This window comes from Streptococcus sp. Marseille-Q8145, assembly GCF_965112035.1.
Genome location: NZ_CBCOPQ010000005.1, coordinates 213,211 through 235,652 on the forward strand (window position 1 = coordinate 213,211; position 22,442 = coordinate 235,652).

Sequence of the window (22,442 nt, forward strand, 5' to 3'; positions counted from 1 at the left end):
AGGAAGCGACTATGACAAAAGAAATTGTAGCTCTGGCGGGTGATGGTATCGGCCCAGAAATCATGGAAGCAGGTCTCCAAGTACTGGCTGCTGTTGCGGACAAGTTTGGCTTTATTTATCATGTCACAGAGAAAGCTTTTGGAGGTGCTGGTATTGATGCGGAAGGTCATCCTCTGCCTCAGTCAACTCTAGAAGCGGCCAAGGAGGCGGATGTTATTCTCCTAGCAGCTATCGGCAGTCCCCAGTATGATAATGCTCCAGTTCGTCCTGAGCAAGGCTTGCTCGCTCTGCGGAAGGAGCTTGAACTCTATGCTAATATTCGTCCGGTTAAGATTTTCGATGCTCTTAAGCATTTGTCGCCTTTGAAGGCGGAGCGAATTGCTGGTGTGGATTTCGTGGTCGTGCGTGAGCTGACTGGTGGGATTTACTTTGGTGAGCATATTTTGGAGGACAGATCTGCGCGTGATATTAACGACTACAGCTATGAAGAGGTAGAGCGGATTGTACGTAAGGCCTTTGACATTGCGCGTGGTCGCAGAAAGCGCGTGACCAGTATTGATAAGCAAAATGTGCTAGCGACCTCCAAACTCTGGCGCAGAGTAGCAGATGAGGTGGCCAAGGATTATCCAGATGTGACCTTGGAGCACCAGCTGGTGGACAGCGCTGCTATGCTCATGATTACCAATCCTGCTAAGTTTGATGTTGTAGTAACAGAAAATCTCTTCGGAGATATTCTATCCGACGAGTCCAGTGTCTTGTCAGGAACGCTGGGAGTTATGCCATCAGCCAGTCATTCAGCTGCTGGACCAAGTCTTTACGAGCCAATTCATGGTTCGGCTCCAGATATTGCAGGGCAAGGCATTGCCAACCCTATCAGTATGATCCTTTCTGTAGCCATGATGCTGCGGGATAGTTTTGCAGAGCTTGAATCTGCAGAGGCGATTGAAGCAGCAGTGGAGAAGACTTTGGCTCAGGGGATTTTAACCCGAGATCTTGGCGGTCAGGCGACAACAGCTCAAATGACGGAGGCCATTATCAATAACTTATGAAATGGATATTAACAGGTATTTGCCTGCTATGGAACCTTATCGTTTTCCTGCTTTATGGTTGGGATAAGCGAAAGGCTAAGAAAAATCACTACCGCATTCCAGAGAAGACTTTGCTGCTGTCAGCTTTGGTAGCCGGAGGTTTGGGCGCTTTATTAGGCGGTCGCCTCTTTCATCACAAGACCAGAAAATGGTATTTCTGGTTGGCTTGGATTGGCGGAATAATAGTGGAAATTGGAATTTTGTATTACATATGGAGAAGCTAGTATGGCTGGAAAATCAATTTTTGATAAGATTTGGGAAAGACACGTAATAACAGGCCAAGAAGGTCAACCCCAGCTTATGTATGTGGATCAGCATTATATTCATGAAGTAACCAGCCCTCAGGCTTTTCAAGGACTTCGAGATGCAGGTCGCAAGGTTAGACGACCGGACTTGACCTTTGGAACTTTTGACCATAATGTTCCTACGGTCAATATTTATGATATTCGGGATGTGATTTCCAAGGCTCAGATAGATAAACTTTCTGAGAATGTCAAGGATTTTGGCATCGAGCATGCGGCTCACGGATCAGAACTGCAGGGGATTGTTCATATGGTTGGCCCAGAAACGGGCAAGACTCAGCCGGGCAAATTTATCGTCTGTGGCGATAGTCACACGGCTACTCACGGAGCTTTTGGAGCTATTGCTTTTGGAATTGGTACTTCAGAGGTGGAGCACGTCTTTGCCACGCAGACCATTTGGCAGGTCAAACCCAAGAAAATGCTGGTCAAATTTACCGGAGTGCCACCTAAAGGTGTTTATTCCAAGGACTTCATCCTCGCTTTGATTGCCAAATACGGTGTAGCTGCGGGTGTTGGCTATGTGGTCGAGTATGCCGGTGATGCCATTGACCATCTGACTATGGAAGAGCGTATGACTATCTGCAATATGTCCATAGAGTTTGGCTCAAAGATGGGCATTATGAATCCCGACCAGAAGACTTATGATTACGTTCAAGGGCGGCCGGGCGCTCCCAAGGACTTTGAGGTGGCGGTGGCTGATTGGAAGACTCTGGTCAGTGATCCCGATGCTGTCTATGATAAGGTCATTGAGATGGATGTTTCCCAGTTGGCACCTATGGTGACTTGGGGGACCAATCCTTCTATGGGAGTAGAGTTTGGCGCGGCTTTCCCAGAAATCCGTGACATGAACGACGAGCGGGCCTATAATTACATGGACCTCTCACCAGGTAAGAAAGCAGAAGATATTGACCTAGGTTATATCTTTATCGGCTCCTGTACCAATGCCAGGCTCAGTGACTTGCAGCTGGCAGCTAAGTTTGTCGCTGGTAAGCACATTGCTCCCAATCTGACAGCTATCGTCGTACCAGGCTCTCGTCCGGTCAAGCGGGCTGCTGAAAAGATGGGACTGGATAAAATTTTCATGGATGCAGGCTTTGAGTGGCGCGATCCGGGTTGTTCTATGTGCCTGGGGATGAATCCCGACAAGGTGCCAGACGGAGTTCACTGTGCCTCGACCAGCAATCGGAACTTTGAGGATCGGCAGGGATTTGGAGCAAAGACCCATCTTTGCAGTCCTGCTATGGCCGCAGCGGCAGCCATTGCTGGGCGATTTGTAGACGTCCGTCAGCTACCGGAGGTCCAGTAAGGAAGTTTTATGGAAAAATTTACAATCTACACGGGGACAACAGTTTCTCTCATGAACGATAATATTGACACGGACCAAATTTTGCCCAAGCAGTTTCTCAAGTTGATTGATAAAAAAGGCTTTGGCAAGTACCTCATGTACGCGTGGCGCTATCTGGACAATCAGTACACGGAAGATCCTGATTTTGTCTTTAATAGACCGGAGTACCGTAAGGCGACTATTCTGGTTACAGGGGACAATTTCGGAGCGGGTTCCTCTCGGGAGCACGCTGCCTGGGCCTTGGCTGACTATGGCTTTAAGGTAGTCATTGCCGGATCTTTCGGGGATATTCACTACAATAACGAGCTTAATAACGGTATGCTGCCTATCGTCCAGCCACTAGAAGTGAGGCAAGCCTTGGCTAATCTGAAGCCGACGGATGAAGTGACGGTGGATTTGGAGCAGCAGAAGATTTTTTCACCGGTGGGAGAATTCTCCTTTGACATTGATGGTGAATGGAAGCACAAGCTCCTCAACGGTCTGGATGACATCGGTATTACCCTGCAGTATGAGGATTTGATTGCAGAATATGAAAAAAATCGTCCATCTTATTGGCAGTAAAATTGTTTTCGATATATTGAGAAAATTCTGAAAACATCTTGTCTCCGATAAAAATATATGGTAAAATAAATCTTAATTTAATAGAAAAGGAAGAAACTTATGACAAAACACATTCAATGGAACGGAACTCTTTCACAAGAAGGTTATGACATCCTGAAAGGCGATGGCGGATGTATCGTTTGCCCGACCAAGGTGGGTTACATCATTATGACCAGCGATAAGGATGGCTTGGAGCGTAAGTTCGAAGCTAAGGCTCGTAACCGTAATAAGCCAGGTGTTGTCCTCTGTGGCAGTATGGATGAGCTTCGTGCTTTGGCGCAGCTAAATCCGGAAATTGAAGCTTTTTATCAAAAGCATTGGGATGAAGACATCCTCTTGGGATGTATCCTTCCATGGAAGCCAGAAGCTTTTGAAAATCTCAAAGCTTATGGTGATGGTCGGGAAGAGCTGATGACAGATGTTCGTGGTACTAGCTGTTTTGTTATTAAGTTTGGTAAGGCGGGCGAGCAGCTGGCAGCTAAGCTTTGGGAAGAAGGCAAGATGGTTTATGCTTCCTCAGCCAACCCATCTGGTAAAGGAAACCGCGGCAAGGTCGAAGGAATTGGCGAGCGCATCGAAAACGCTGTTGACCTCGTCATTGAAGCAGATGATTATGTAGCTTCTATCCAGCCAGACAAGACTATCGAAACTCGCTATGAGCAAGGTGTTATGGTCTCTATGGTGGACAAGGATGGAAAACTGATTCCAGAACAAGGTGGGCAACGTTCCATCTCACCAGCACCAGTGGTCATCCGGAAAGGCTTGGACATCGACAAAATCATGATGCACCTGTCTGATACCTTTAACTCATGGGATTACCGTCAGGGTGAATATTACTAAGATAAAAAGAAGCTCAGTGCGAGAGGCAGATTTCCTCTTTACACTGAGTTTTTTGTTTGGAGTTTTTAGTTTAAAATCTTTATTCAGTTTAAAATTATTTCTAAATAGAACAAAATTCTTGACAAGTGTAATATCGGGTGTTACAATAAATGAAAAACAATTCGATATAGAAATAAACTGGAGGGAGCATGAAAGACAGTCATTTAGTTGCCCATCATATTCGTTTGTTGAATAGGCGGATTTTTCAAAAGTTACTGAGTCAGGATCCTGAGGCTCTTTATCGGAGTGAACAGGGAAAGATTCTAACTGTTTTATGGAATAGTGAGACAGGATGTGCTACGGCTACAGATATTGCGCTGGCGACAGGATTGGCCAATAATACGCTGACGACGATGCTGAAAAAGTTGGAAGAGCAAGATTTGGTGACTTTTAGTCAGTGTGGTTTAGACAAGCGAAAAAAATATGTCAAGTTGACAGAGCGAGGTTGGTCTCAGAAAGAAGTTGGGTATCGTGTTAGTCAAAAGTTGGATGCGATTTTTTACAAAGGTTTCTCAGAAGATGAAATTCGCCAGTTTGAAAATTATCAGGAACGCATTTTAGCCAATCTGAAAGAGAAAGCAAATGAGGCATAAATCATGTCAAAACAAGTTGAAAATGTGCAAAATCTATATATTCGTGCCATTCAAGACGGGTGTGTTGCTGAGGCTCAAGCTCAGTCTGTAGGGGATACTTATATCCAACACTCGACAGGTGTGCCAGATGGGAAAGAAGGGTTTGCGGCTTTCTTTGCAAATTTCTTTGAGCGTCATCCCGAGCGTGAGATGAAAATTGTCCGCACCATTGAGGATGGCAATCTAGTCTTTGTCCATGTCCATCAATATCTCAATGGCGGGGAAGCGCAATGGGTGACGACAGATACTTTCCGTTCTGATGAGAATGGACGTATCGTGGAGCATTGGGATGTCATTGACTACTATCGCGCTCCAGAAAATGGCCAATTAGATCAGATTTTTGGTGATTTTGAAATCACGGATTTGGATAAGACAGCAGAAAATAAAAAAATCGTTCGTCGTTTCTTGACAGAAATTTTCCAAAATGGCGAACTAGAGCAGTGGAGTGATTATGTGGCAGAAGATTTGATTCAGCATAATCATGAGATTGGCCAAGGAAGTGCTGCTTATAAAAACTATGTGGCTGAACACGGGGTTACTTTTGACTTTGTTTTCCAGCTTTTGGGACAAGGAAACTATGTGGTTAGCTATGGTCAGACTCAGATCGATGGTGTGGCCTATGCCCAGTATGACATCTTCCGTTTGGAGAATGGCTTGATTGTGGAGCATTGGGACAATAAAGAAGTCATGCCTAAGGTAGAAGACTTGACCAACCGAGGGAAGTTTTAAAAGGAGATACTAAGATGAAAGCTGTGCTTGTTAAGGAAGCTGGAGGACCAGAAGTTCTGCAGGTTGTGGAAGTTCCAAAACCTACTGTTAAAGAAGGTTGGACCTTGGTCAAAGTACAAGGATTTGGAATCAACCATAGTGAGATTTTTACTCGTCAAGGACTATCGCCGTCCGTTCAATTCCCACGGATTTTAGGGATTGAATGTGTGGGACTTGTAGAGGAGACCAATCGTCCCGATTTGCAGGTCGGGCAGCAAGTCATCTCCATCATGGGAGAAATGGGGCGTACTTTTGATGGTGGTTATGCTGAGTATGTTTTGCTACCAGATGAACAGGTTTATCCTGTGAGGACAAAGCTTGCTTTGGAAAGTTTAATCGCTCTGCCTGAAACCTACTACACGGCATTTGGCTCTTATCTCAATCTCAAGATTGAGGAGGGAGACCGAGTTCTGGTTCGGGCGGCGACTAGTGGTGTTGGGATTGCTTTTGCAAAGCTTCTCAAAGGGCAATTTCCAAATGTCTATTTAGCGGGAAGTAGCCGTAGTCTAGCTAAGGAAGAACAGCTAAAAGAAGTAGGATTTGACCAGGTGATTTTGGACAAGGATGGCGTCTTGCAAACTGAAGAGCAGTTTGACAAGGTCTTGGATCTTGTCGGTCCGAGTGCCATTCTTGATACATTTGCTCGGACGGCAGATGGTGGTATCATCTGCTCTTGTGGCTTGCTGGGCGGTCAATGGACTATTCCAGATTTTGACCCTATTGAAATGCTTTACCGCAATCTCTACTTGACAACCTTTGCTTCTGGTAATGTGTCTCAAGACAAGCTTCAAGCTTTGTTGGACTTTGTGGAGCGTTATCGGGTAGATGTACGACCTGAAAAAGTATTTTCTATTGAACAAATCCAGGATGCGCATGCTTATCTGGAAAGTAGCCAGTCTTTTGGCAAGGTTATCGTAATAAATAAGGAGAAGAAATGATTGAATATAAAAATGTAGCGCTACGCTATACAGAAAAAAATGTCTTGAGAAATGTTAATTTAAGGATTGAGAACGGAGAGTTCATGGTTTTAGTTGGGCCTTCTGGGTCAGGTAAGACAACCATGCTCAAGATGATCAACCGCCTCTTGGAACCCACAGATGGCGATGTTTACATGGATGGCAAGCGCATCAAAGACTATGATGAGCGTGATCTGCGCCTTTCTACAGGATATGTCTTACAGGCGATTGCCCTCTTTCCAAACCTAACTGTGGCTGAAAATATTGCTCTCATTCCTGAAATGAAAGGATGGAGCAAGTCAGATATTGAGCAGAAGACCGATGAATTGCTAGAGCTGGTAGGCTTGCCTGCTGAAGACTATGCTCAGCGTATGCCGAGCGAGCTATCTGGTGGAGAACAGCAGCGGGTGGGCATTGTCCGTGCCATTATTGCCCAACCCAAAATCCTGCTGATGGACGAGCCTTTTTCTGCTCTTGATGCTATCTCGCGTAAGCAATTGCAGAGCTTAACCAAGAGTATCCATGACCAGTTTGGGATGACGACAATCTTTGTGACCCATGATACGGATGAGGCCTTGAAATTGGGGAATCGGATTGCTGTTCTGCAGGATGGGGAGATTCGTCAAGTGGCGACACCTGAGGAAATCTTATCTGCACCTGCAACCAGCTTCGTAGCAGATTTGTTTGGAGGTGTTCAACATGGCTAATTTGTTTTCTACCTTTCAGGAGCGCTTTGGCGAATGGTTGGCAGCCTTAGGGCAACACCTCCAGCTGTCTCTTCTGACCTTACTAGTGGCCATCTTCCTGACCATTCCACTCGCTATTTATCTCAATAGTCATAAAAAAGTAGCCAATTGGGTGCTGCAAATTGCGGGAATCTTTCAAACCATTCCTTCAATGGCCTTGCTGGGACTCTTTATCCCTCTTATGGGGATTGGTACACTGCCAGCACTGACTGCTCTGGTGATTTACGCTATTTTTCCGATTTTAGAAAATACTGTCACGGCTTTGAATGGGATTGATCCTAGTTTAGAAGAAGCTGGAGTCGCCTTTGGGATGACCAAGTGGGAGCGACTCAAAAAGTTTGAACTGCCTCTAGCTATGCCCGTCATCGTATCAGGAATTCGGACGGCAACGGTAATGATTATCGGAACATCAACTCTAGCAGCCCTTGTTGGAGCTGGCGGACTAGGTTCCTTTATCCTTCTTGGAATTGATCGTCGCAATGCCAGTCTGATCTTGATTGGAGCAATTTCATCCGCAGTTTTGGCTATTCTTTTCAACAGTCTCCTTAAATGGATGGAAAAGGCTAATCTTCGGACGGTATTTACAGCTTTTGCGGTCTTAATCCTCGGACTAGGCGCTTCTTACACGCCAAGCTTGCTACCAAAACAAAGCAAGGATCATCTGGTTATTGCTGGGAAATTAGGTCCTGAGCCAGAAATTCTTATGAATATGTACAAGCTTCTCATCGAGGAAAATACGGATATGACTGTGACAGTCAAACCTAATTTTGGGAAGACTGACTTCCTTTATCAAGCACTGAAAAAAGGTGATATTGATATCTATCCTGAGTTTACCGGTACGATTACTGGAACTCTCTTGCAGCCTGCTCCAAAGGTCAGCAATGATGCTGAAGAAGTTTTTGAAGCAGCACGCGATGGCATTAAGAAACAGGACAATCTAGTCTTGCTCAATCACATGGCTTATCAAAATACCTATGCGATTGCAGTGCCTAAGAGTGTTGCTAAAGAATACAATCTTAAAACCATCTCTGATCTTAAAGCAGTCCAAGACAAGCTTAAAGCAGGTTTTACCCTAGAATTTAACGACCGTGAAGATGGGAATAAGGGGCTTCAGTCGGTCTATGGACTGAATCTCAATGTATCAACTATGGAGCCAGCCCTTCGCTATGATGCGATTAAATCAGGTGATATTCAGATTATGGAAGTCTACTCGACTGATCCTGAAATTGAGCGCTATCAACTTCAGATTTTAGAAGACGATAAACATCTTTTCCCTCCTTATCAAGGGGCACCTCTCATGAAGGCTGAATTGTTAGAAAAACATCCAGAATTGGAAGGTGTTCTCAATAAGCTGGCTGGTAAAATTACGGAAAGCCAGATGAGCCAGATGAATTATCAAGTTGGCATTGAAGGTAAAAAGGCCGAAGACGTTGCGCGTGACTTTCTGGTCAAGGAAGGACTTTTAAAAAAATAAGAAGTAAAAGAGTTAGACTTGTTAGGTCTAGCTTTTTTGCTTACCCGAGGATAGACAGACTACGGATTGAAGAAGATACATCAGCAATCTTCATCCATTTTTGGTATAATAAAGTAACAATTCATGGAGGTGTTCCAATGGCATCTAGTCAAGAATATTTAGATTTTATCCTGAAGCAGCTGCAGGGCTTAGGTCAAGAAATCAGCTTTCGTAAGATGATGGGGGAATATTTGCTCTATTATCAAGGCCGCTTATTCGGCGGGATTTATGACAATCGCCTGCTGCTCAAGCCAGTCCAGCCTGCTCTGACTCTCTTAGAGAATCCAGTCTATGAACTCCCTTATCCAGGTGCAAAGCCAATGCTTCATATAGAAGAAGTAGAAGATGCTGCCTTTCTCTGTAATCTGATTGAAGCTGCCTATCCTGCCTTGCCAGCACCTAAAAAGAAAAAATAGTCTTTCCGTTCTAATGGATATTTCTAAAATTTTCCGTTGTAATAGACATTTTAAGAATTTTCCTTTATAATGGACTTAAAGGAGGTTTGGTCAGCTATGCTTTATATTGCTCTTATTGGAGATTTGATTGAGTCCAAACAGCTAAAAAACCGCAAGCAGGCGCAGCAAGAGTTGCAGGAATTGATGGCGGTGCTAAATCAGGATTATCGAGATTATCTGGTGTCGCCTTTTACAGTAACGACTGGAGACGAGTTTCAGGCTTTGCTGCGGCCTAATCCTGAGATCATGCAGCTCCTTGATCAGATTGCCTTGGGCTTTCCTCATCCGATTCGCTTCGGGCTTGGCCTGGGGGAGATTGTGACGGATATCAATCGGGAGCAGAGTATTGGTGCCGACGGTCCGGCCTACTGGAGGGCACGCGCAGCCATTGAGGCTATTCACGAGAAGAACGACTACGGCAGCAGCCGTATAGCTGTATCCTTGGGAGATGAAGAGCTCAGTCAGGCGGTCAATACGGTGCTGGCAGCTACTTCATTTATCCAGAGTAAGTGGAATAGCAGTCAGAGAGAGGTTCTCGAGCGGATGCTCACAGAATACATCTATGATGAGAATTTTTCTCACGGGGAAATAGCAGAGCTTCTGCAGATTAGTCCCAGTGCGCTTAGTAAGCGGCTCAAGTCGTCTGGTTTAAAGGTTTATCTAAGAAATCGCCGTTTAGCTATGAAAATGATTTTACAGGCAGCAAAGGAGGCTGAAGAATGACAAATTTTATGGGATTTTCAGAATTTTTCATGCAGAATCCGATTCTTGTATTGACTTTGCTGGCCCATGTGCTAGCTGATTTTCAGCTTCAAAGTCAGAAAATGGCCGACCTAAAAAGCCGGCGGTTGAATTTTTTGATTCTCCACTTGGGAATTGTTCTCTTGCCTTTGTTGCTCTTGGGGCTCATCTTACCTAATTATCTGCTATATTTTGCCTTGGTCTGGTTCAGTCATGCGCTTATTGACCTCTTGAAGTATAAGCTGAATTCATCGATTGTCCGGCATCATGCTCAAAAGTTTGCCTTTATACTGGATCAGGTCTTGCATCTGATGAGCATTTTTACTCTTTATTTTCTCTTAGGACAGCAGCACATTCCAGCTCCTAATTGGCTGTCTGAACGTTATCTCATGTTGCAGGCTCTCTTTTTCTTCGCCCTTACTGGTAAGCCGGTCAATATCCTCTTTAAACTCTTCTTCAGCAAGTATCAGGCAGGAGAAGACAGCGGAGAGACTATCGCAGGAGCTGGTGCCATGATTGGGATTTTGGAGCGCTTGATTATGGGACTTTCCCTTATTTTCGGGCAGTTTACTGCCATTGGGCTAGTCTTTACGGCTAAGTCTATCGCTCGCTATAATAAAATTTCTGAAAGCCAATCCTTTGCAGAATACTATTTGATTGGCTCACTATTTAGCATGATCAGCGTTTTACTGACTTATGGCTTGCTTTATTGGTAATAAAAACTGAGGCTGGGATAGGATTCCCAGTCTTTACTCTAATTCTCATTTGATACAAGGTAAGGAGAAGTCACATGGCAAAAGTCCTAGAAGATATGTCTTTAGAAGAATTATGGCAGTTGTTCCCGATTTTCTTAGAGGAGCACAATAAGAACTGGGCAGCTTGGTATAAGGAGGAAAGCAGAAGAATACAAAGTTTTTTGCCAGAAAATCAGTTGTATAAATTGCATCATATTGGCTCCACATCTATTGAGGGGATATGGGCTAAGCCGATTATTGACATTCTTTTAGAAATTCCTCGAAGTGAAGATATGGGGAGCATCAAGAGAGAATTGCTGGAGCATGGCTACCTGCTTATGTCAGAGTCAGAAGGCCGAATGACTTTTAACAAGGGTTATACACTGCAAGGTTTTGCGGAGAGCATTTTTCACCTGCATCTGCGCTACTACGGAGACAATGATGAACTCTATTTCCGAGACTATCTGAAAGATCATCCAGATGTCGCTAAGGACTACGAGGAGTTAAAATTAATCTTATGGAAAAAGTACGAACACAATCGTAATTCCTATACAGAAGCTAAAACTGATTTCATCAGGCAGTACACGCAAAAAGCCCAAAAGCTTTATAAGAGAAGGTATGACGATAAAATTGAATAGCATGGTAGTTCTTGGTGCGATGATTATCTATCCAAGTTAATACGAATAAAAACAAACTCAATACGATTTAATACATATTAAATTCTCGTTAATTCTTTTTAAATAGAACATCGTCTTCTTTAGTTGTTTAAGGCTATTAGAAATGTTATAATACGATCCATACAAGATAGGAGGTGGAAAATGAGTAAACGGTTTATCATAGCACTCTCAACTTTTCTGTTTATTGCTCTTGTCACTTTATTTCTAGTGTCCAAGCTGCAAACAAGAGAGTTAAATAGTAGTGACTATATTCAGTCAAGGACTCCGACCTTATTTTTCCATGGTTATGGATCAAGCGCCAATGCTGAAAAGCATATGGTAGAGGCAGCCCGACAAGCTGGAGTTACTCAAACAATTGTCACTGCTACAGTTGATCGTCACGCTCAAGTAACTCTTAAAGGAGATATTCCGAAAGATGCCGTTAATCCAATTGTCATGGTTGAATTCAAAGACAATCGAAATGCCAATTATGCTCAGGACGGAGAATACGCAGCAGCAGTTGTTAGAGAGTTGCAATCAAGATATGGTTTTAAAAAGATGAATTTTGTTGCACATTCTATGGGAAATATGTCTATTTTATTTTACCTATTGGAGCATGCTCAAAATGAAGAACTTCCAAAGTTACAAAAGCAGGTAAATATCGCCAATCATGTCAATGGTTTGGAGGGCATGGATTTGCCGGCTAATTTGACCATTCTAGATTCCCAATTGGGGCAACCTAGCGCCATGAGTGATAGCTATCAAAAACTTCTGGGCTTGCGAGAAATTTATCCGCAAGATCAAGTGGATGTGCTTAATATCTATGGAGATTTTAAAAATCAATCAGATGGTTCCGTCTTAAACGTTTCTTCTCGCAGTCTCAAGTATCTTGTAATTGACAATGCCAAGTCCTATCAGGAAAAACGAGTGACTGGCCCTCTGGCTCAGCATAGCCAGCTGCATGAAAATCCAGAAGTAGATAGATTATTGATTGATTTTCTTTGGGGCAAATGATTTTAAGAATTGCAGGCTATTCTTTGTCTATAAGAAAACTTTAAGCATTTTATACTATTTTGTCCTATGGAAAGTTTTCCTTTCCTAATTTAATGTGACAGCGCAATCCGCTGATTATAATCGAAGCTTCTCTAAAAACTTATTGTTTAGAGATAGATTGAGGAGTTAAATGAAATTTAAGAAAACATTACTAACGGCAGGAGCTTTTCTAGCTACACTCTTTACCGTATCCACAGCAACTGCTGATACGAATGTCCAAAAAGTCATTGACGAAACCTATGTTCAGCCTGAGTATGTCTTGGGTTATTCCTTGGATGACAGTCAAAAAGAGCAAACGCTTCAGCTCTTAGGCTACAATGCATCGAGTGATTCTAAACCTTTGAAAACAATGACACCTGATGTCTATTCAAAGATTATGAATGTGGCAAATGATCCTAGTTTGCAGCTATATTCTTCTGTTAAAATCAAGAAGTTGGGTAACAAGAAGCCGCTTCAAGTCAAGATTGTCACGCCACAAAACATCACCAAGGTTACAGAGGATATGTATCGCAATGCGGCAGTCACCTTGGGTGTACAGCATGCAGAAATCACAGTAGCAGCACCTATCCCTGTAACTGGGGAAAGCGCCCTAGCTGGTATTTATTACTCGCTGGAGGAAAATGGAGCGAGCGTTCCTCAGGAAAATAAAGATCTGGCTCAGGAAGAATTATCCGCACTTTCAAATATCAATGCTGAGAACCAGGGCAAGGAAGGTTACGATGCTGATAAGCTGAATGTGGCCCTGACAGATATTAAAACAGCTGTTGCCAATGCTAAAAAGAATAACAACAATTTGACAGAAGCTGATGTCCGTAAAATTGTTGAAGAAACATTGAAAAACTACGGTCTCAGCAGTTCCGTCACAGCTGACCAAATCAATCTGATTATTAACTTTGCTGTCAATCTTTCAAACAGCGGAGTCATCACAAATTCTGATTTCACAAAAACTCTCACCGACTTGAAAAACAGTATTGTTTCAAAGGCTGGTGATACCTTCAATAATATCAACCTTAACTTTGATGCAAACGGACTTCTTGAAGATGGCGGTAATTTCTTCAGCAATATCTGGAATGCAATCGTCAATTTCTTTAAGGGACTGCTAGGTCAATAAGACTGTCTAAAAAATTGCAACTAAAAACCAGCTAAAATTTAGCTGGTTTTTGCATATTTTCATTCCCACTCAACGGTTGCAGGTGGTTTGCTGGTAATATCGTAGACGATACGGTTAACATGATCAACTTCATTGACGATACGAACAGAGATTTTTTGCAGAACATCCCAAGGAATCTTGGCAAAGTCAGCTGTCATCCCATCAATAGAGGTGATAGCGCGAATGGCAATTGTGTAGTCGTAAGTCCGACCGTCGCCCATAACACCGACTGAGCGAACGCCAGTGTTGACAGTGAAGTACTGCCAGATGTCGCGGTCAAGACCAGCTTTGGCGATTTCTTCACGGAGAATAGCGTCAGATTCGCGGACAGTTTCCAATTTTTCCTCTGTGATTTCACCCATGACACGGATAGCAAGGCCAGGACCTGGGAATGGCTGACGCCAGACAATTTCATCAGGCATACCAAGCTCTGTACCCAAAGCGCGCACTTCATCCTTGTAAAGTGTATTTAAAGGTTCAATCAGCTCAAACTGCATATCTTCTGGCAGACCACCAACATTGTGGTGAGACTTGATAGTTTGAGCAGTGTCAGTACCAGATTCGATAACGTCAGTATAAAGTGTACCCTGAGCCAAGAATTTCACATCTTTCAGTTTGCTGGCTTCATCGTCAAAGACGTAGACAAACTCGTTTCCGATGATTTTACGTTTTTGCTCTGGATCTGAGACACCGGCTAGTTTATCAAGGAAACGCTTCGCTGCGTCCGCTTTAACGATATTAAGACCAAACTTGCCACCCAGCATCTCCATAACTTGATCAGCTTCGCCTTTACGCAAAAGACCGTGATCTACAAAGATACAGATCAATTGATCGCCGATAGCTTTCTGCAAGAGGACACCTACAACAGAAGAGTCAACACCACCTGATAGGCCGAGCAGGACACGTTTGTCACCGACTGTTTCACGGATTTTTTGAATCTGCATATCGATGAAGTTATCCATAGACCAGTCGCCCTTAGCGCCACAGATATTGAGAGCAAAATTGCGCAGAATATCGTAACCGTACTCAGAATGACGAACCTCAGGGTGGAACTGGATTCCGTAGATTTTCTTGTCAGGATTTTCAATAGATGCAAAAGGACAGTCAGCAGATGTACCAGTGCGGACAAAGTCTGCAGGAATCTCTGTTACCGCATCACCGTGGCTCATCAGGACAAGCTGCTCATCCGGTGTGCCTTCAAAAAGAGGAGAAGTAGTACGAGTCAGCTTGGATTGACCATATTCACGATTGCCGGCATCACCTGCTGGCAATACTTTCCCGCCTAATTTATGAGTCAAAAGCTGCATACCGTAGCAAATTCCTAAAATTGGAATCCCCAACTCAAAAATCTCTGGGTCAATATCAAATGAACCTTCTTCATAAACTGAGTTAGGTCCACCTGAAAGGATAATCCCAACAGGACGGATAGCACGGACTTCATCCGCTGTGATCTTGTGGCTCTTAAGTTCAGAAAATACACCAATTTCACGGATACGACGCGAAATCAGCTGGTTGTACTGGCTGCCGTAATCAAGCACGATGATTTTTTCAACATCTTGCAATTCAGTTGTAGTTGTCATCTTTTCCCTTTCTTAAAAGAAGTAATCTTTTCCCCTCATTCTATCACAAAAATCGAATTTTTCCAAGGTAATAGGGCTAGCTGTAAGTAAAATAACTGAGAAATTAAAACATCTGTTCTAAAAAAAGATAAACAAATAGGATTTCCCTACATTGATTGATATTTAGTTTGACTTTTAAACTAATTGATAATACAATAAATGTATAAAAAAGCTGCTTAAAATCAGAAAAGAGGACCATGGATGTTACCTGCTTATGTGAAAATACATGATCAAATAAAAAAAGATATTGACGAGGGTATTTGGGATATTGGCGAGCGTTTACCAAGTGAACGTGATCTTGCTGAAACTTTCGAGGTCAGCAGAATGACCCTGCGCCAAGCTATTACTCTTCTGGTGGAGGAAGGAGTGCTAGAGCGTCGAGTCGGTAGCGGGACTTATGTAGCAAGTACACGCGTTCAGGAAAAAATGCGTGGAACAACTAGTTTTACAGAAATTATGAAGTCTCAAGGGAAAATACCGTCCAGCCAGCTGATTTCCTACCGTCGGACACTGCCTAGCGAGCGAGAAGTCGAAAAGCTGGGCATTCATAAGACAGAGAACATCATCCGCATGGAACGGGTTCGCTACGCTGACGATATCCCCGTTGTCTATGAAGTTGCCTCAATTCCAGAGAAATTTATAAAAAATTTCAAAAAAGAAGAAGTGACCAGCCATTTCTTTCAAACCCTGCAAGAGCACGGCTATAAAATTGGTAAGTCCCAACAGACCATTTACGCCCGTTTGGCCAAGGAGAAAATCGCTAAATACCTAGGAATTCCCCGTGGTCATGCTATTTTAGGCTTGACACAGGTTTCTTATTTTGATGATGGAACGGCCTTTGAGTATGTAAAAAGCCAGTATGTCGGCGAACGCTTTGAATTTTATTTAGAAAACAAATAATTACATAATTCAAATTATGTTACAAAACTGTCAGTCGGCAGTTTTTTTATAATTCTCCATTTTCAAACCTAGCGAAAGAGTGGAGTTTAAAGGGATTATTTGGTATAATGGTCTTTATGGAAATTGAAAAAACAAATCGAATGAATGCTCTGTTTGAGTTTTACGCGGCTTTGCTGACCGACAAGCAGATGAACTATATCGAACTCTACTATGCGGATGACTACAGCCTTGCTGAGATTGCCGAGGAGTTTAATGTGAGCCGCCAAGCTGTCTATGACAATATTAAGCGGACAGAGAAAATTCTGGAAGACTACGAAATGAAACTGCACATGTACTCTGACTATATCGTCAGAAGTCAGATTTTCGACCAGATTATGGAGAAATACCCTGATGATCCCTATTTGCAGGAGCAGCTTGCGGTTTTGTCCAGTATTGATAATCGAGAATAAGACGGATAGAAATCTGTCCATTTCCATCATTTGATAATTAAGAGGAGAAACATTTATGGCTTTTGAAAATTTAACTGAACGCTTACAGAACGTCTTTAAAAATCTACGCAGAAAGGGAAAAATTTCTGAGAGTGATATTCAGGAAGCGACCAAGGAGATCCGTCTTGCTCTCTTGGAGGCTGACGTTGCCCTGCCTGTTGTTAAAGACTTTATTAAAAAGATTCGTGAGCGAGCTATCGGACACGAAGTTATTGACACGCTCAATCCAGCTCAACAAATCATCAAAATCGTAGATGAAGAGCTAACAGCCATTCTAGGTTCTGATACTGCCGAGATTATCAAGTCACCAAAGATTCCGACTGTTATCATGATGGTCGGTTTGCAAGGGGCTGGTAAAACGACCTTTGCGGGTAAATTGGCCAATAAACTCAAGAAAGAAGAAAATGCTCGTCCTTTGATGATTGCGGCGGACATTTACCGTCCAGCGGCTATTGATCAGCTGAAAACACTAGGGCAACAGATTGATGTACCAGTCTTTGCCTTGGGTACCGAGTTTCCAGCAGTAGAGATTGTCCGTCAAGGTTTGGAGCAAGCCAAGGCTAATCACAATGACTATGTCTTGATTGATACGGCTGGTCGCCTACAAATTGATGAAAAACTCATGCAGGAGCTAGCTGATGTCAAGGCTTTAGCACAGCCAAATGAAATTCTGCTGGTTGTCGATGCCATGATCGGCCAGGAAGCAGCAAATGTAGCCCGTGAATTTAACAATCAACTCGAAGTAACTGGGGTTATCCTGACCAAGATTGATGGGGATACTCGTGGTGGTGCAGCTCTGTCAGTCCGTCAGATTACTGGCAAACCAATCAAGTTCACTGGTACCGGTGAAAAGATTACTGATATCGAAACCTTCCACCCAGACCGTATGTCTGGCCGTATCCTCGGTATGGGGGATATGCTGACCCTGATTGAAAAGGCCGCTCAAGAGTACGATGAGAAGAAATCTCTTGAAATGGCTGAAAAAATGCGGGAAAACACCTTTGATTTCAATGATTTCATCGACCAACTGGACCAAGTTCAGAATATGGGACCTATGGAAGAATTGCTCAAGATGCTGCCAGGTATGTCCAATAATCCTGCTCTCAAAAATATCAAAGTAGATGAAAAAGAAATTGCCCGTAAACGTGCCATCGTATCCTCTATGACGCCAGCAGAACGGGAAAATCCAGATCTGCTCAACCCGAGTCGTCGCCGTCGGATTGCGGCTGGTTCTGGTAATAGCTTTGTCGAAGTCAATAAGTTTATCAAAGACTTTAACCAAGCTAAACAGATGATGCAGGGCGTCCTATCTGGAGATATGAATAAAATGATGAAACAGATGGGGCTCAATCCTAACAATCTTCCTAAAAATATGCCGGGTGGCACGCCTGATATGTCAGCTTTAGAAGGCATGATGGGCCAAGGCGGTATGCCTGATTTATCTGCTTTAGGCGGAGCAGGTATGCCAGATATGAGTCAACTTTTTGGCGGTGGTCTCAAAGGTAAAGCAGGAGAATTCCTCATGCGCCGCAGCATGAATAAAATGGCCAAGCAAATGAAGAAAAACAAGAAAAAACGGAAGTAATCGCAAACAAGTTACATAATTTAGTTTATGTAACTTGTTTTGTACATTTAGGAAAAAGAAATGAAAAAGTTTATTAAGTACCTAATTCGATTTTATAACGACATACAAGCGAAACTCACTTCCCATCCCATCAGCCATCTGCCCTTGAGCAAAGTTGATATTCAGCCAATCATCATGATTCCGGGGAGTTCAGCAACGGAGAATCGTTTTAATAAAATGGTTAGAATGCTCAATCACGGGCAGCATCCACACCATAGTCTGATTCGTATAATAGTCTGGAATGACGGCCGCATGACTTATCGAGGGCATTTGAAGCTCAAGGATAGAAATCCAATTTTTGTGGTTGGTTTTCAGAATAATCGCGATGGTTACAAAAATATCAAGAAGCAGGCTGCTATGTTCAACGCTGCCATAACTGTTTTGCAAGAAAAGTACTCTTTTAACAGCTTTAAAGGACTGGGACATTCTAATGGCGGACTAGTTTATACAGTATTCCTGCAGCAATACCTAGCAAACCATTCAGGGTTGGGGATGGAAAAGCTCCTGACTATTGGCAGTCCTTACAATCTGGATAAGAAAAATCTCAATCATCGAGTCCCGATGCTAGACGACTTTGTAGCCAACCAAGGAAAACTGCCTAAGAAGCTGCAGCATTTATCGATTTTAGGAATATTTTTCCGAGATGGCGATGGCATCGTTCATAGAAGCAGTGTAGAAGCAGGGCGCCTGATTTACAAAGGCAAAATTGCTTCATACAGAGAGGCTATCATCGCAGGAAAGGATGCTCATCATTCATCTCTGCCGCAAAATGATCAAGCCATTGATTTAATTAGGGAGTTTTTATTCTAATAATTATATTACATAATTTTATTTTGGTAAAAAATTTAGAAAGACAATAAAACAATGAAAATGACAGCCATTCTTCATAGGTATTATGGTGACTTCGATCTGATAAATGAAAAATGGAATGAAGACTATGAAAGCATTTTGATTAAGCCAAAGGATGATCAAGAATATAAAAGATGCCGTTTGGCAAAGAAAACACCCAAAAAAGAAGGCTACTTTACAGTCTTTTGGAAAAAAGCCCCAGACAACAAGAATATTCCATATACTGATAAAGACTTAGGGGATGAACTGGTAATTGTCGTTATCGACGACCGTCATTGCGGTATATTTATCATTCCCAAAGAGGTGGCTATCAGTAAAAAAATTCTTTCTACAAAGGATTGTAAAGGAAAGATGGCGATGCGGTTTTATCCGTCCTGGTGCAGCAATTTAAATAAAACAGCACAAACAACACAAAAATGGCAACTGGATTATTTTCAAAAAATCGAATTAGAAGAATAAGCTTCAGGTAAAACAAGACAGAGTTTAGTTTATCAATTCTGTCTTGTTTTTTATTATCTATTTTGTAGTAAAGTCAGATTGCTTAATTTCTCCTACGATCTTTCCGAAAAACTATAATTTTCTTGAAAAATATATCTAGATATGCTATACTTCTTTTATAGAAAAATCACGAGGAAGATGGAATGAAACGTGAGATTTTACTGGAACGAATCGACAAACTAAAACAAATCATGCCCTGGTATGTTCTGGAATACTACCAATCAAAGCTTGCTGTTCCCTATAGTTTTACGACCTTGTACGAATACCTCAAGGAATACGATCGATTTTTCAGCTGGGTTTTGGAGTCTGATATTTCAAATGTTGATAAAATGTCTGACATTCCTTTATCAGTCTTGGAAAATATGTCTAAAAAAGATATGGAATCCTTTATCCTGTATCTACGTGAACGACCTTTGCTGAATGCTAATACAACCAAGCAAGGTGTCTCTCAGACGACCATCAATCGAACCTTGTCAGCACTTTCCAGTCTTTACAAGTATCTGACCGAGGAGGTTGAAAACGACCAGGGGGAGCCTTATTTCTATCGTAATGTAATGAAGAAAGTTTCAACCAAGAAAAAGAAAGAAACACTTGCTGCTAGAGCTGAAAACATCAAGCAAAAACTCTTTCTAGGTGATGAAACAGAAGGTTTTTTGACTTATATCGACCAAGAGTACCCACAACAACTCTCAAATCGCGCCTTATCCTCCTTTAATAAAAATAAAGAACGTGATTTAGCCATTATCGCCCTTCTTCTAGCATCTGGTGTCCGCTTATCTGAAGCTGTTAATCTGGATCTAAGAGACCTTAATCTCAAAATGATGGTTATAGATGTCACTCGAAAAGGTGGTAAACGTGACTCGGTCAATGTCGCTGCCTTTGCTAAGCCTTATCTTGAAAATTATCTCGCCATTCGAAATCAACGCTATAAGACGGAAAAGACGGATACAGCACTCTTTCTGACCTTATATCGTGGTGTTCCCAATCGTATTGATGCTTCTAGTGTTGAAAAGATGGTTGCTAAGTACTCTGAGGACTTCAAAGTCCGTGTAACTCCCCACAAACTACGCCATACCCTAGCAACTAGGCTCTATGATGCTACTAAATCGCAAGTTTTGGTCAGCCATCAGCTAGGACACGCCAGTACACAAGTCACCGACCTCTATACCCATATCGTTAATGATGAGCAAAAGAATGCTTTGGATAGTCTGTAAAATACATAAAATAAATTATGTAATATAGATCGCACTTAAAAACGAAAGACCAATTCCTTTATCTTTCGTTTTTTATTTATTTAAACTCAATCCAGTAGTTACGGTGTGGCTCTATAATTACTGGTTTACCCCAAAAGGCTTGCAGATAGGCTAGATTTGCTGGGCTTACAGGTTTTTTTGAATCATTGTACTGCTCAGCACTCTCTTTAGTTAGAAAACATTTTACTGCTTCATAAGTAGTTCCATCAGCTGATTCTCTTTCGATTCCCATATAAGAAATTTCGCCACCATTTTTAAGATCGTCAGTTAACAGTTTACCAATAAAGAACACTGTCTTATCTTTCATGAATTCATAAGCCTTACTATTTTCAAGTCGGTTATTTGCTGCAGCATACATAATACAAAAACTATCAACAATGTCTTTCAAAGGCATTAAGTCCTCTTTGTTTACTTTGATTTCATCGGGAAGAAGACCGCCAATTATAAGATTTTGGAAAAATGAATAACTCCTTTTCATTTTTCCTCTCTATTATACTCTAATCAGCTTGATTATCAAGTCTAAATGTAATAAAAGAATCCATCTTAAATGGATTCTTTTATTATCCTACTACTGCTTCAGCGATTTCTTCACGGCTAATACCAGCAAAGTAGCGTGTAATGTCAATTGTTTCTAAGGCTTTAAGTACATCTTCACGTTCGTATTTCACTCCACGAAGGACATCTTCTACGGCTGTAACGTCCTCGATACCAAAGAAGTCACCATAGATTTTGATGTCTTGGATTTTTGATTCAATGACGTTGGCAAAAACTTCAACCTTACCACTAGTGAATTTTGTTCCTCGACGGACGTTAAATTCTGGTGATTTACCGTAGTTCCAGTCCCAAGTTCCAAACTTGGTATCCTTGATGCGGTTGATTTCAGCTAATTCTTCTTCTGAGAAGACGTATTCAGTCATCTCTGGGTACTCTTTTTTCATGTATTCCAATAGTAAATCACGAAATTCTTCAACTGTAATTTTCTCTGGTAATTCATCGATAATATTGGTTACACGGGCACGGACGGATTTCACGCCTTTTGATTCAAATTTATCTTTTGAAACCTTGAGGGCATTTGCTAGGACTGACAAATCAACGTCAAAGAGCAAGCATCCGTGGTGCATGATACGGCCGTTGATATAAGCTTGGGCATTTCCACAGAATTTCTTTCCGTCAATCTCAAGGTCGTTACGGCCTGTGAACTCAGCTTTAACGCCTAGTTGAGCCAAGGTATTGATAACTGGAGTTGAGAAGCTCTTGAAGTCAAAGGCCTTGTTTTCATCTTCTTTTGAAATGATGGTGTAGTTGAGGTTGTTTAAATCGTGGTAAACAGCTCCACCACCACTGATACGGCGGACTACTTCAATGCCATGTTCTCGAACATAATCGCGGTTAATTTCCTCAATAGTATTTTGATGACGCCCGACAATGATAGATGGTTTATTGATCCAAAGTAGGAAGATTTGATCCTCATCCAAAAGGTGTTTAAAGGCATATTCTTCCAAGGCGATATTAAAGGCAGTGTCGTTTGAATGATTGATAATATATTTCATGATATCCCTTTATACGATAGAGACTGGAAATAAGCTTCCAGTC

At 42.2% G+C, this 22,442-nt stretch carries 24 protein-coding genes and 1 pseudogene; 22 read left to right on the plus strand and 3 right to left on the minus strand.

Annotation, left to right across the window (positions count from 1 at the left end; all coding sequences use genetic code 11):
• The first annotated feature begins 11 nt into the window (after window positions 1–11).
• From leuB to ACWPVL_RS10900, 16 genes are all read left to right on the plus strand, one after another.
• Entirely contained in the window at window positions 12–1,049 is a 1,038-nt protein-coding gene (leuB, locus tag ACWPVL_RS10825; RefSeq protein ID WP_454388889.1) for a 3-isopropylmalate dehydrogenase, read from the plus strand.
• A complete protein-coding gene (locus ACWPVL_RS10830; RefSeq protein ID WP_454388891.1) occupies window positions 1,046–1,312 on the plus strand; it encodes a DUF1294 domain-containing protein in 267 nt (88 codons plus the stop codon). The genes leuB and ACWPVL_RS10830 overlap by 4 nt, the downstream gene beginning before the upstream one ends.
• A 1-nt stretch (window position 1,313) precedes the next feature.
• Window positions 1,314–2,696 (plus strand): 3-isopropylmalate dehydratase large subunit, encoded by a 1,383-nt coding sequence (gene leuC / locus ACWPVL_RS10835; RefSeq protein ID WP_454388893.1) that lies wholly within the window; start codon window positions 1,314–1,316, stop codon window positions 2,694–2,696.
• A gap of 9 nt (window positions 2,697–2,705) precedes the next feature.
• Window positions 2,706–3,296 (plus strand): 3-isopropylmalate dehydratase small subunit, encoded by a 591-nt coding sequence (gene leuD / locus ACWPVL_RS10840; RefSeq protein WP_454388895.1) that lies wholly within the window; start codon window positions 2,706–2,708, stop codon window positions 3,294–3,296.
• 99 nt (window positions 3,297–3,395) lie between these two features.
• Window positions 3,396–4,175 (plus strand): L-threonylcarbamoyladenylate synthase, encoded by a 780-nt coding sequence (locus ACWPVL_RS10845; protein WP_454388897.1) that lies wholly within the window; start codon window positions 3,396–3,398, stop codon window positions 4,173–4,175.
• Window positions 4,176–4,363: 188 nt separating this feature from the next.
• Window positions 4,364–4,807 (plus strand): MarR family winged helix-turn-helix transcriptional regulator, encoded by a 444-nt coding sequence (locus ACWPVL_RS10850; protein ID WP_454388899.1) that lies wholly within the window; start codon window positions 4,364–4,366, stop codon window positions 4,805–4,807.
• A gap of 3 nt (window positions 4,808–4,810) precedes the next feature.
• The gene (locus ACWPVL_RS10855) at window positions 4,811–5,575 is read left to right on the plus strand and encodes a nuclear transport factor 2 family protein (RefSeq protein WP_454388901.1); all 765 of its coding nucleotides are present in this window, start codon (window positions 4,811–4,813) and stop codon (window positions 5,573–5,575) included.
• A gap of 14 nt (window positions 5,576–5,589) precedes the next feature.
• Window positions 5,590–6,552, plus strand: coding sequence for a zinc-binding dehydrogenase (locus ACWPVL_RS10860; protein ID WP_454388903.1), 963 nt, complete (start codon window positions 5,590–5,592; stop codon window positions 6,550–6,552).
• A complete protein-coding gene (locus tag ACWPVL_RS10865) occupies window positions 6,549–7,277 on the plus strand; it encodes an ABC transporter ATP-binding protein (RefSeq protein ID WP_454388905.1) in 729 nt (242 codons plus the stop codon). The genes ACWPVL_RS10860 and ACWPVL_RS10865 overlap by 4 nt, the downstream gene beginning before the upstream one ends.
• Complete coding sequence (locus ACWPVL_RS10870; RefSeq protein ID WP_454388907.1) at window positions 7,270–8,790, plus strand: ABC transporter permease/substrate-binding protein; 1,521 nt, start codon at window positions 7,270–7,272, stop codon at window positions 8,788–8,790. The genes ACWPVL_RS10865 and ACWPVL_RS10870 overlap by 8 nt, the downstream gene beginning before the upstream one ends.
• Window positions 8,791–8,927: 137 nt before the next feature.
• Window positions 8,928–9,245 carry a TfoX/Sxy family protein gene (locus ACWPVL_RS10875; RefSeq protein WP_454388909.1) on the plus strand — a complete coding sequence of 106 codons (318 nt, stop codon included), beginning with the start codon at window positions 8,928–8,930 and terminating at the stop codon, window positions 9,243–9,245.
• 96 nt (window positions 9,246–9,341) lie between these two features.
• The gene (locus ACWPVL_RS10880) at window positions 9,342–10,007 is read left to right on the plus strand and encodes a SatD family protein (RefSeq protein WP_454388911.1); all 666 of its coding nucleotides are present in this window, start codon (window positions 9,342–9,344) and stop codon (window positions 10,005–10,007) included.
• Window positions 10,004–10,741, plus strand: coding sequence for a DUF3307 domain-containing protein (locus tag ACWPVL_RS10885; protein ID WP_454388913.1), 738 nt, complete (start codon window positions 10,004–10,006; stop codon window positions 10,739–10,741). The genes ACWPVL_RS10880 and ACWPVL_RS10885 overlap by 4 nt, the downstream gene beginning before the upstream one ends.
• A 74-nt stretch (window positions 10,742–10,815) precedes the next feature.
• Window positions 10,816–11,397: a GrpB family protein gene (locus ACWPVL_RS10890; RefSeq protein WP_454388915.1), complete on the plus strand. Its 582-nt coding sequence runs from the start codon at window positions 10,816–10,818 to the stop codon at window positions 11,395–11,397.
• A gap of 180 nt (window positions 11,398–11,577) precedes the next feature.
• On the plus strand, window positions 11,578–12,429 hold the full coding sequence (locus ACWPVL_RS10895; protein WP_454388917.1) for an alpha/beta hydrolase: 852 nt from the start codon (window positions 11,578–11,580) through the stop codon (window positions 12,427–12,429).
• A 169-nt stretch (window positions 12,430–12,598) separates the two neighbouring features.
• A complete protein-coding gene (locus tag ACWPVL_RS10900) occupies window positions 12,599–13,579 on the plus strand; it encodes a DUF1002 domain-containing protein (RefSeq protein WP_454388919.1) in 981 nt (326 codons plus the stop codon).
• Between the two features lie 59 nt (window positions 13,580–13,638).
• Here the strand turns inward: ACWPVL_RS10900 and guaA are convergent, their stop codons facing one another.
• A complete protein-coding gene (gene guaA / locus ACWPVL_RS10905) occupies window positions 13,639–15,198 on the minus strand; it encodes a glutamine-hydrolyzing GMP synthase (RefSeq protein ID WP_125379498.1) in 1,560 nt (519 codons plus the stop codon).
• Between the two features lie 240 nt (window positions 15,199–15,438).
• Between guaA and ACWPVL_RS10910 the strand changes: the two genes are divergently transcribed.
• The 6 genes from ACWPVL_RS10910 (at window position 15,439) to xerS (ending at window position 20,810) form a co-directional block, all read left to right on the plus strand.
• The gene (locus ACWPVL_RS10910) at window positions 15,439–16,137 is read left to right on the plus strand and encodes a GntR family transcriptional regulator (RefSeq protein WP_454388921.1); all 699 of its coding nucleotides are present in this window, start codon (window positions 15,439–15,441) and stop codon (window positions 16,135–16,137) included.
• A 116-nt stretch (window positions 16,138–16,253) separates the two neighbouring features.
• The gene (locus ACWPVL_RS10915) at window positions 16,254–16,586 is read left to right on the plus strand and encodes a putative DNA-binding protein (RefSeq protein WP_005590307.1); all 333 of its coding nucleotides are present in this window, start codon (window positions 16,254–16,256) and stop codon (window positions 16,584–16,586) included.
• 55 nt (window positions 16,587–16,641) lie between these two features.
• Complete coding sequence (gene ffh, locus ACWPVL_RS10920; RefSeq protein ID WP_454388923.1) at window positions 16,642–18,210, plus strand: signal recognition particle protein; 1,569 nt, start codon at window positions 16,642–16,644, stop codon at window positions 18,208–18,210.
• A gap of 60 nt (window positions 18,211–18,270) precedes the next feature.
• Window positions 18,271–19,059 (plus strand): alpha/beta hydrolase, encoded by a 789-nt coding sequence (locus ACWPVL_RS10925; RefSeq protein ID WP_454388925.1) that lies wholly within the window; start codon window positions 18,271–18,273, stop codon window positions 19,057–19,059.
• Window positions 19,060–19,113: 54 nt separating this feature from the next.
• Complete coding sequence (locus ACWPVL_RS10930; RefSeq protein ID WP_454388927.1) at window positions 19,114–19,557, plus strand: MepB family protein; 444 nt, start codon at window positions 19,114–19,116, stop codon at window positions 19,555–19,557.
• A gap of 182 nt (window positions 19,558–19,739) precedes the next feature.
• Window positions 19,740–20,810 (plus strand): tyrosine recombinase XerS, encoded by a 1,071-nt coding sequence (gene xerS, locus ACWPVL_RS10935; RefSeq protein ID WP_454388929.1) that lies wholly within the window; start codon window positions 19,740–19,742, stop codon window positions 20,808–20,810.
• 76 nt (window positions 20,811–20,886) lie between these two features.
• On the opposite strand, the pseudogene ACWPVL_RS10940 reads toward xerS, so the two are convergent.
• Both ACWPVL_RS10940 and ACWPVL_RS10945 read right to left on the minus strand, forming a co-directional pair.
• Window positions 20,887–21,306: pseudogene (locus tag ACWPVL_RS10940) on the minus strand (hypothetical protein); the annotation flags it as partial.
• 103 nt (window positions 21,307–21,409) lie between these two features.
• A complete protein-coding gene (locus tag ACWPVL_RS10945; RefSeq protein ID WP_454388931.1) occupies window positions 21,410–22,399 on the minus strand; it encodes a lipoate--protein ligase in 990 nt (329 codons plus the stop codon).
• Window positions 22,400–22,442 lie beyond the last annotated feature (43 nt).

Bases quoted from the DNA above. Each gene is read 5' to 3' on its own strand.
- leuB (WP_454388889.1), top strand. From the start codon at position 12: ATGACAAAAGAAATTGTAGCTCTGGCGGGTGATGGTATCGGCCCAGAA.
- ACWPVL_RS10830 (WP_454388891.1), top strand. From the start codon at position 1,046: ATGAAATGGATATTAACAGGTATTTGCCTGCTATGGAACCTTATCGTT.
- leuC (WP_454388893.1), top strand. From the start codon at position 1,314: ATGGCTGGAAAATCAATTTTTGATAAGATTTGGGAAAGACACGTAATA.
- leuD (WP_454388895.1), top strand. From the start codon at position 2,706: ATGGAAAAATTTACAATCTACACGGGGACAACAGTTTCTCTCATGAAC.
- ACWPVL_RS10845 (WP_454388897.1), top strand. From the start codon at position 3,396: ATGACAAAACACATTCAATGGAACGGAACTCTTTCACAAGAAGGTTAT.
- ACWPVL_RS10850 (WP_454388899.1), top strand. From the start codon at position 4,364: ATGAAAGACAGTCATTTAGTTGCCCATCATATTCGTTTGTTGAATAGG.
- ACWPVL_RS10855 (WP_454388901.1), top strand. From the start codon at position 4,811: ATGTCAAAACAAGTTGAAAATGTGCAAAATCTATATATTCGTGCCATT.
- ACWPVL_RS10860 (WP_454388903.1), top strand. From the start codon at position 5,590: ATGAAAGCTGTGCTTGTTAAGGAAGCTGGAGGACCAGAAGTTCTGCAG.
- ACWPVL_RS10865 (WP_454388905.1), top strand. From the start codon at position 6,549: ATGATTGAATATAAAAATGTAGCGCTACGCTATACAGAAAAAAATGTC.
- ACWPVL_RS10870 (WP_454388907.1), top strand. From the start codon at position 7,270: ATGGCTAATTTGTTTTCTACCTTTCAGGAGCGCTTTGGCGAATGGTTG.
- ACWPVL_RS10875 (WP_454388909.1), top strand. From the start codon at position 8,928: ATGGCATCTAGTCAAGAATATTTAGATTTTATCCTGAAGCAGCTGCAG.
- ACWPVL_RS10880 (WP_454388911.1), top strand. From the start codon at position 9,342: ATGCTTTATATTGCTCTTATTGGAGATTTGATTGAGTCCAAACAGCTA.
- ACWPVL_RS10885 (WP_454388913.1), top strand. From the start codon at position 10,004: ATGACAAATTTTATGGGATTTTCAGAATTTTTCATGCAGAATCCGATT.
- ACWPVL_RS10890 (WP_454388915.1), top strand. From the start codon at position 10,816: ATGGCAAAAGTCCTAGAAGATATGTCTTTAGAAGAATTATGGCAGTTG.
- ACWPVL_RS10895 (WP_454388917.1), top strand. From the start codon at position 11,578: ATGAGTAAACGGTTTATCATAGCACTCTCAACTTTTCTGTTTATTGCT.
- ACWPVL_RS10900 (WP_454388919.1), top strand. From the start codon at position 12,599: ATGAAATTTAAGAAAACATTACTAACGGCAGGAGCTTTTCTAGCTACA.
- guaA (WP_125379498.1), bottom strand. From the start codon at position 15,198: ATGACAACTACAACTGAATTGCAAGATGTTGAAAAAATCATCGTGCTT.
- ACWPVL_RS10910 (WP_454388921.1), top strand. From the start codon at position 15,439: ATGTTACCTGCTTATGTGAAAATACATGATCAAATAAAAAAAGATATT.
- ACWPVL_RS10915 (WP_005590307.1), top strand. From the start codon at position 16,254: ATGGAAATTGAAAAAACAAATCGAATGAATGCTCTGTTTGAGTTTTAC.
- ffh (WP_454388923.1), top strand. From the start codon at position 16,642: ATGGCTTTTGAAAATTTAACTGAACGCTTACAGAACGTCTTTAAAAAT.
- ACWPVL_RS10925 (WP_454388925.1), top strand. From the start codon at position 18,271: ATGAAAAAGTTTATTAAGTACCTAATTCGATTTTATAACGACATACAA.
- ACWPVL_RS10930 (WP_454388927.1), top strand. From the start codon at position 19,114: ATGAAAATGACAGCCATTCTTCATAGGTATTATGGTGACTTCGATCTG.
- xerS (WP_454388929.1), top strand. From the start codon at position 19,740: ATGAAACGTGAGATTTTACTGGAACGAATCGACAAACTAAAACAAATC.
- ACWPVL_RS10945 (WP_454388931.1), bottom strand. From the start codon at position 22,399: ATGAAATATATTATCAATCATTCAAACGACACTGCCTTTAATATCGCC.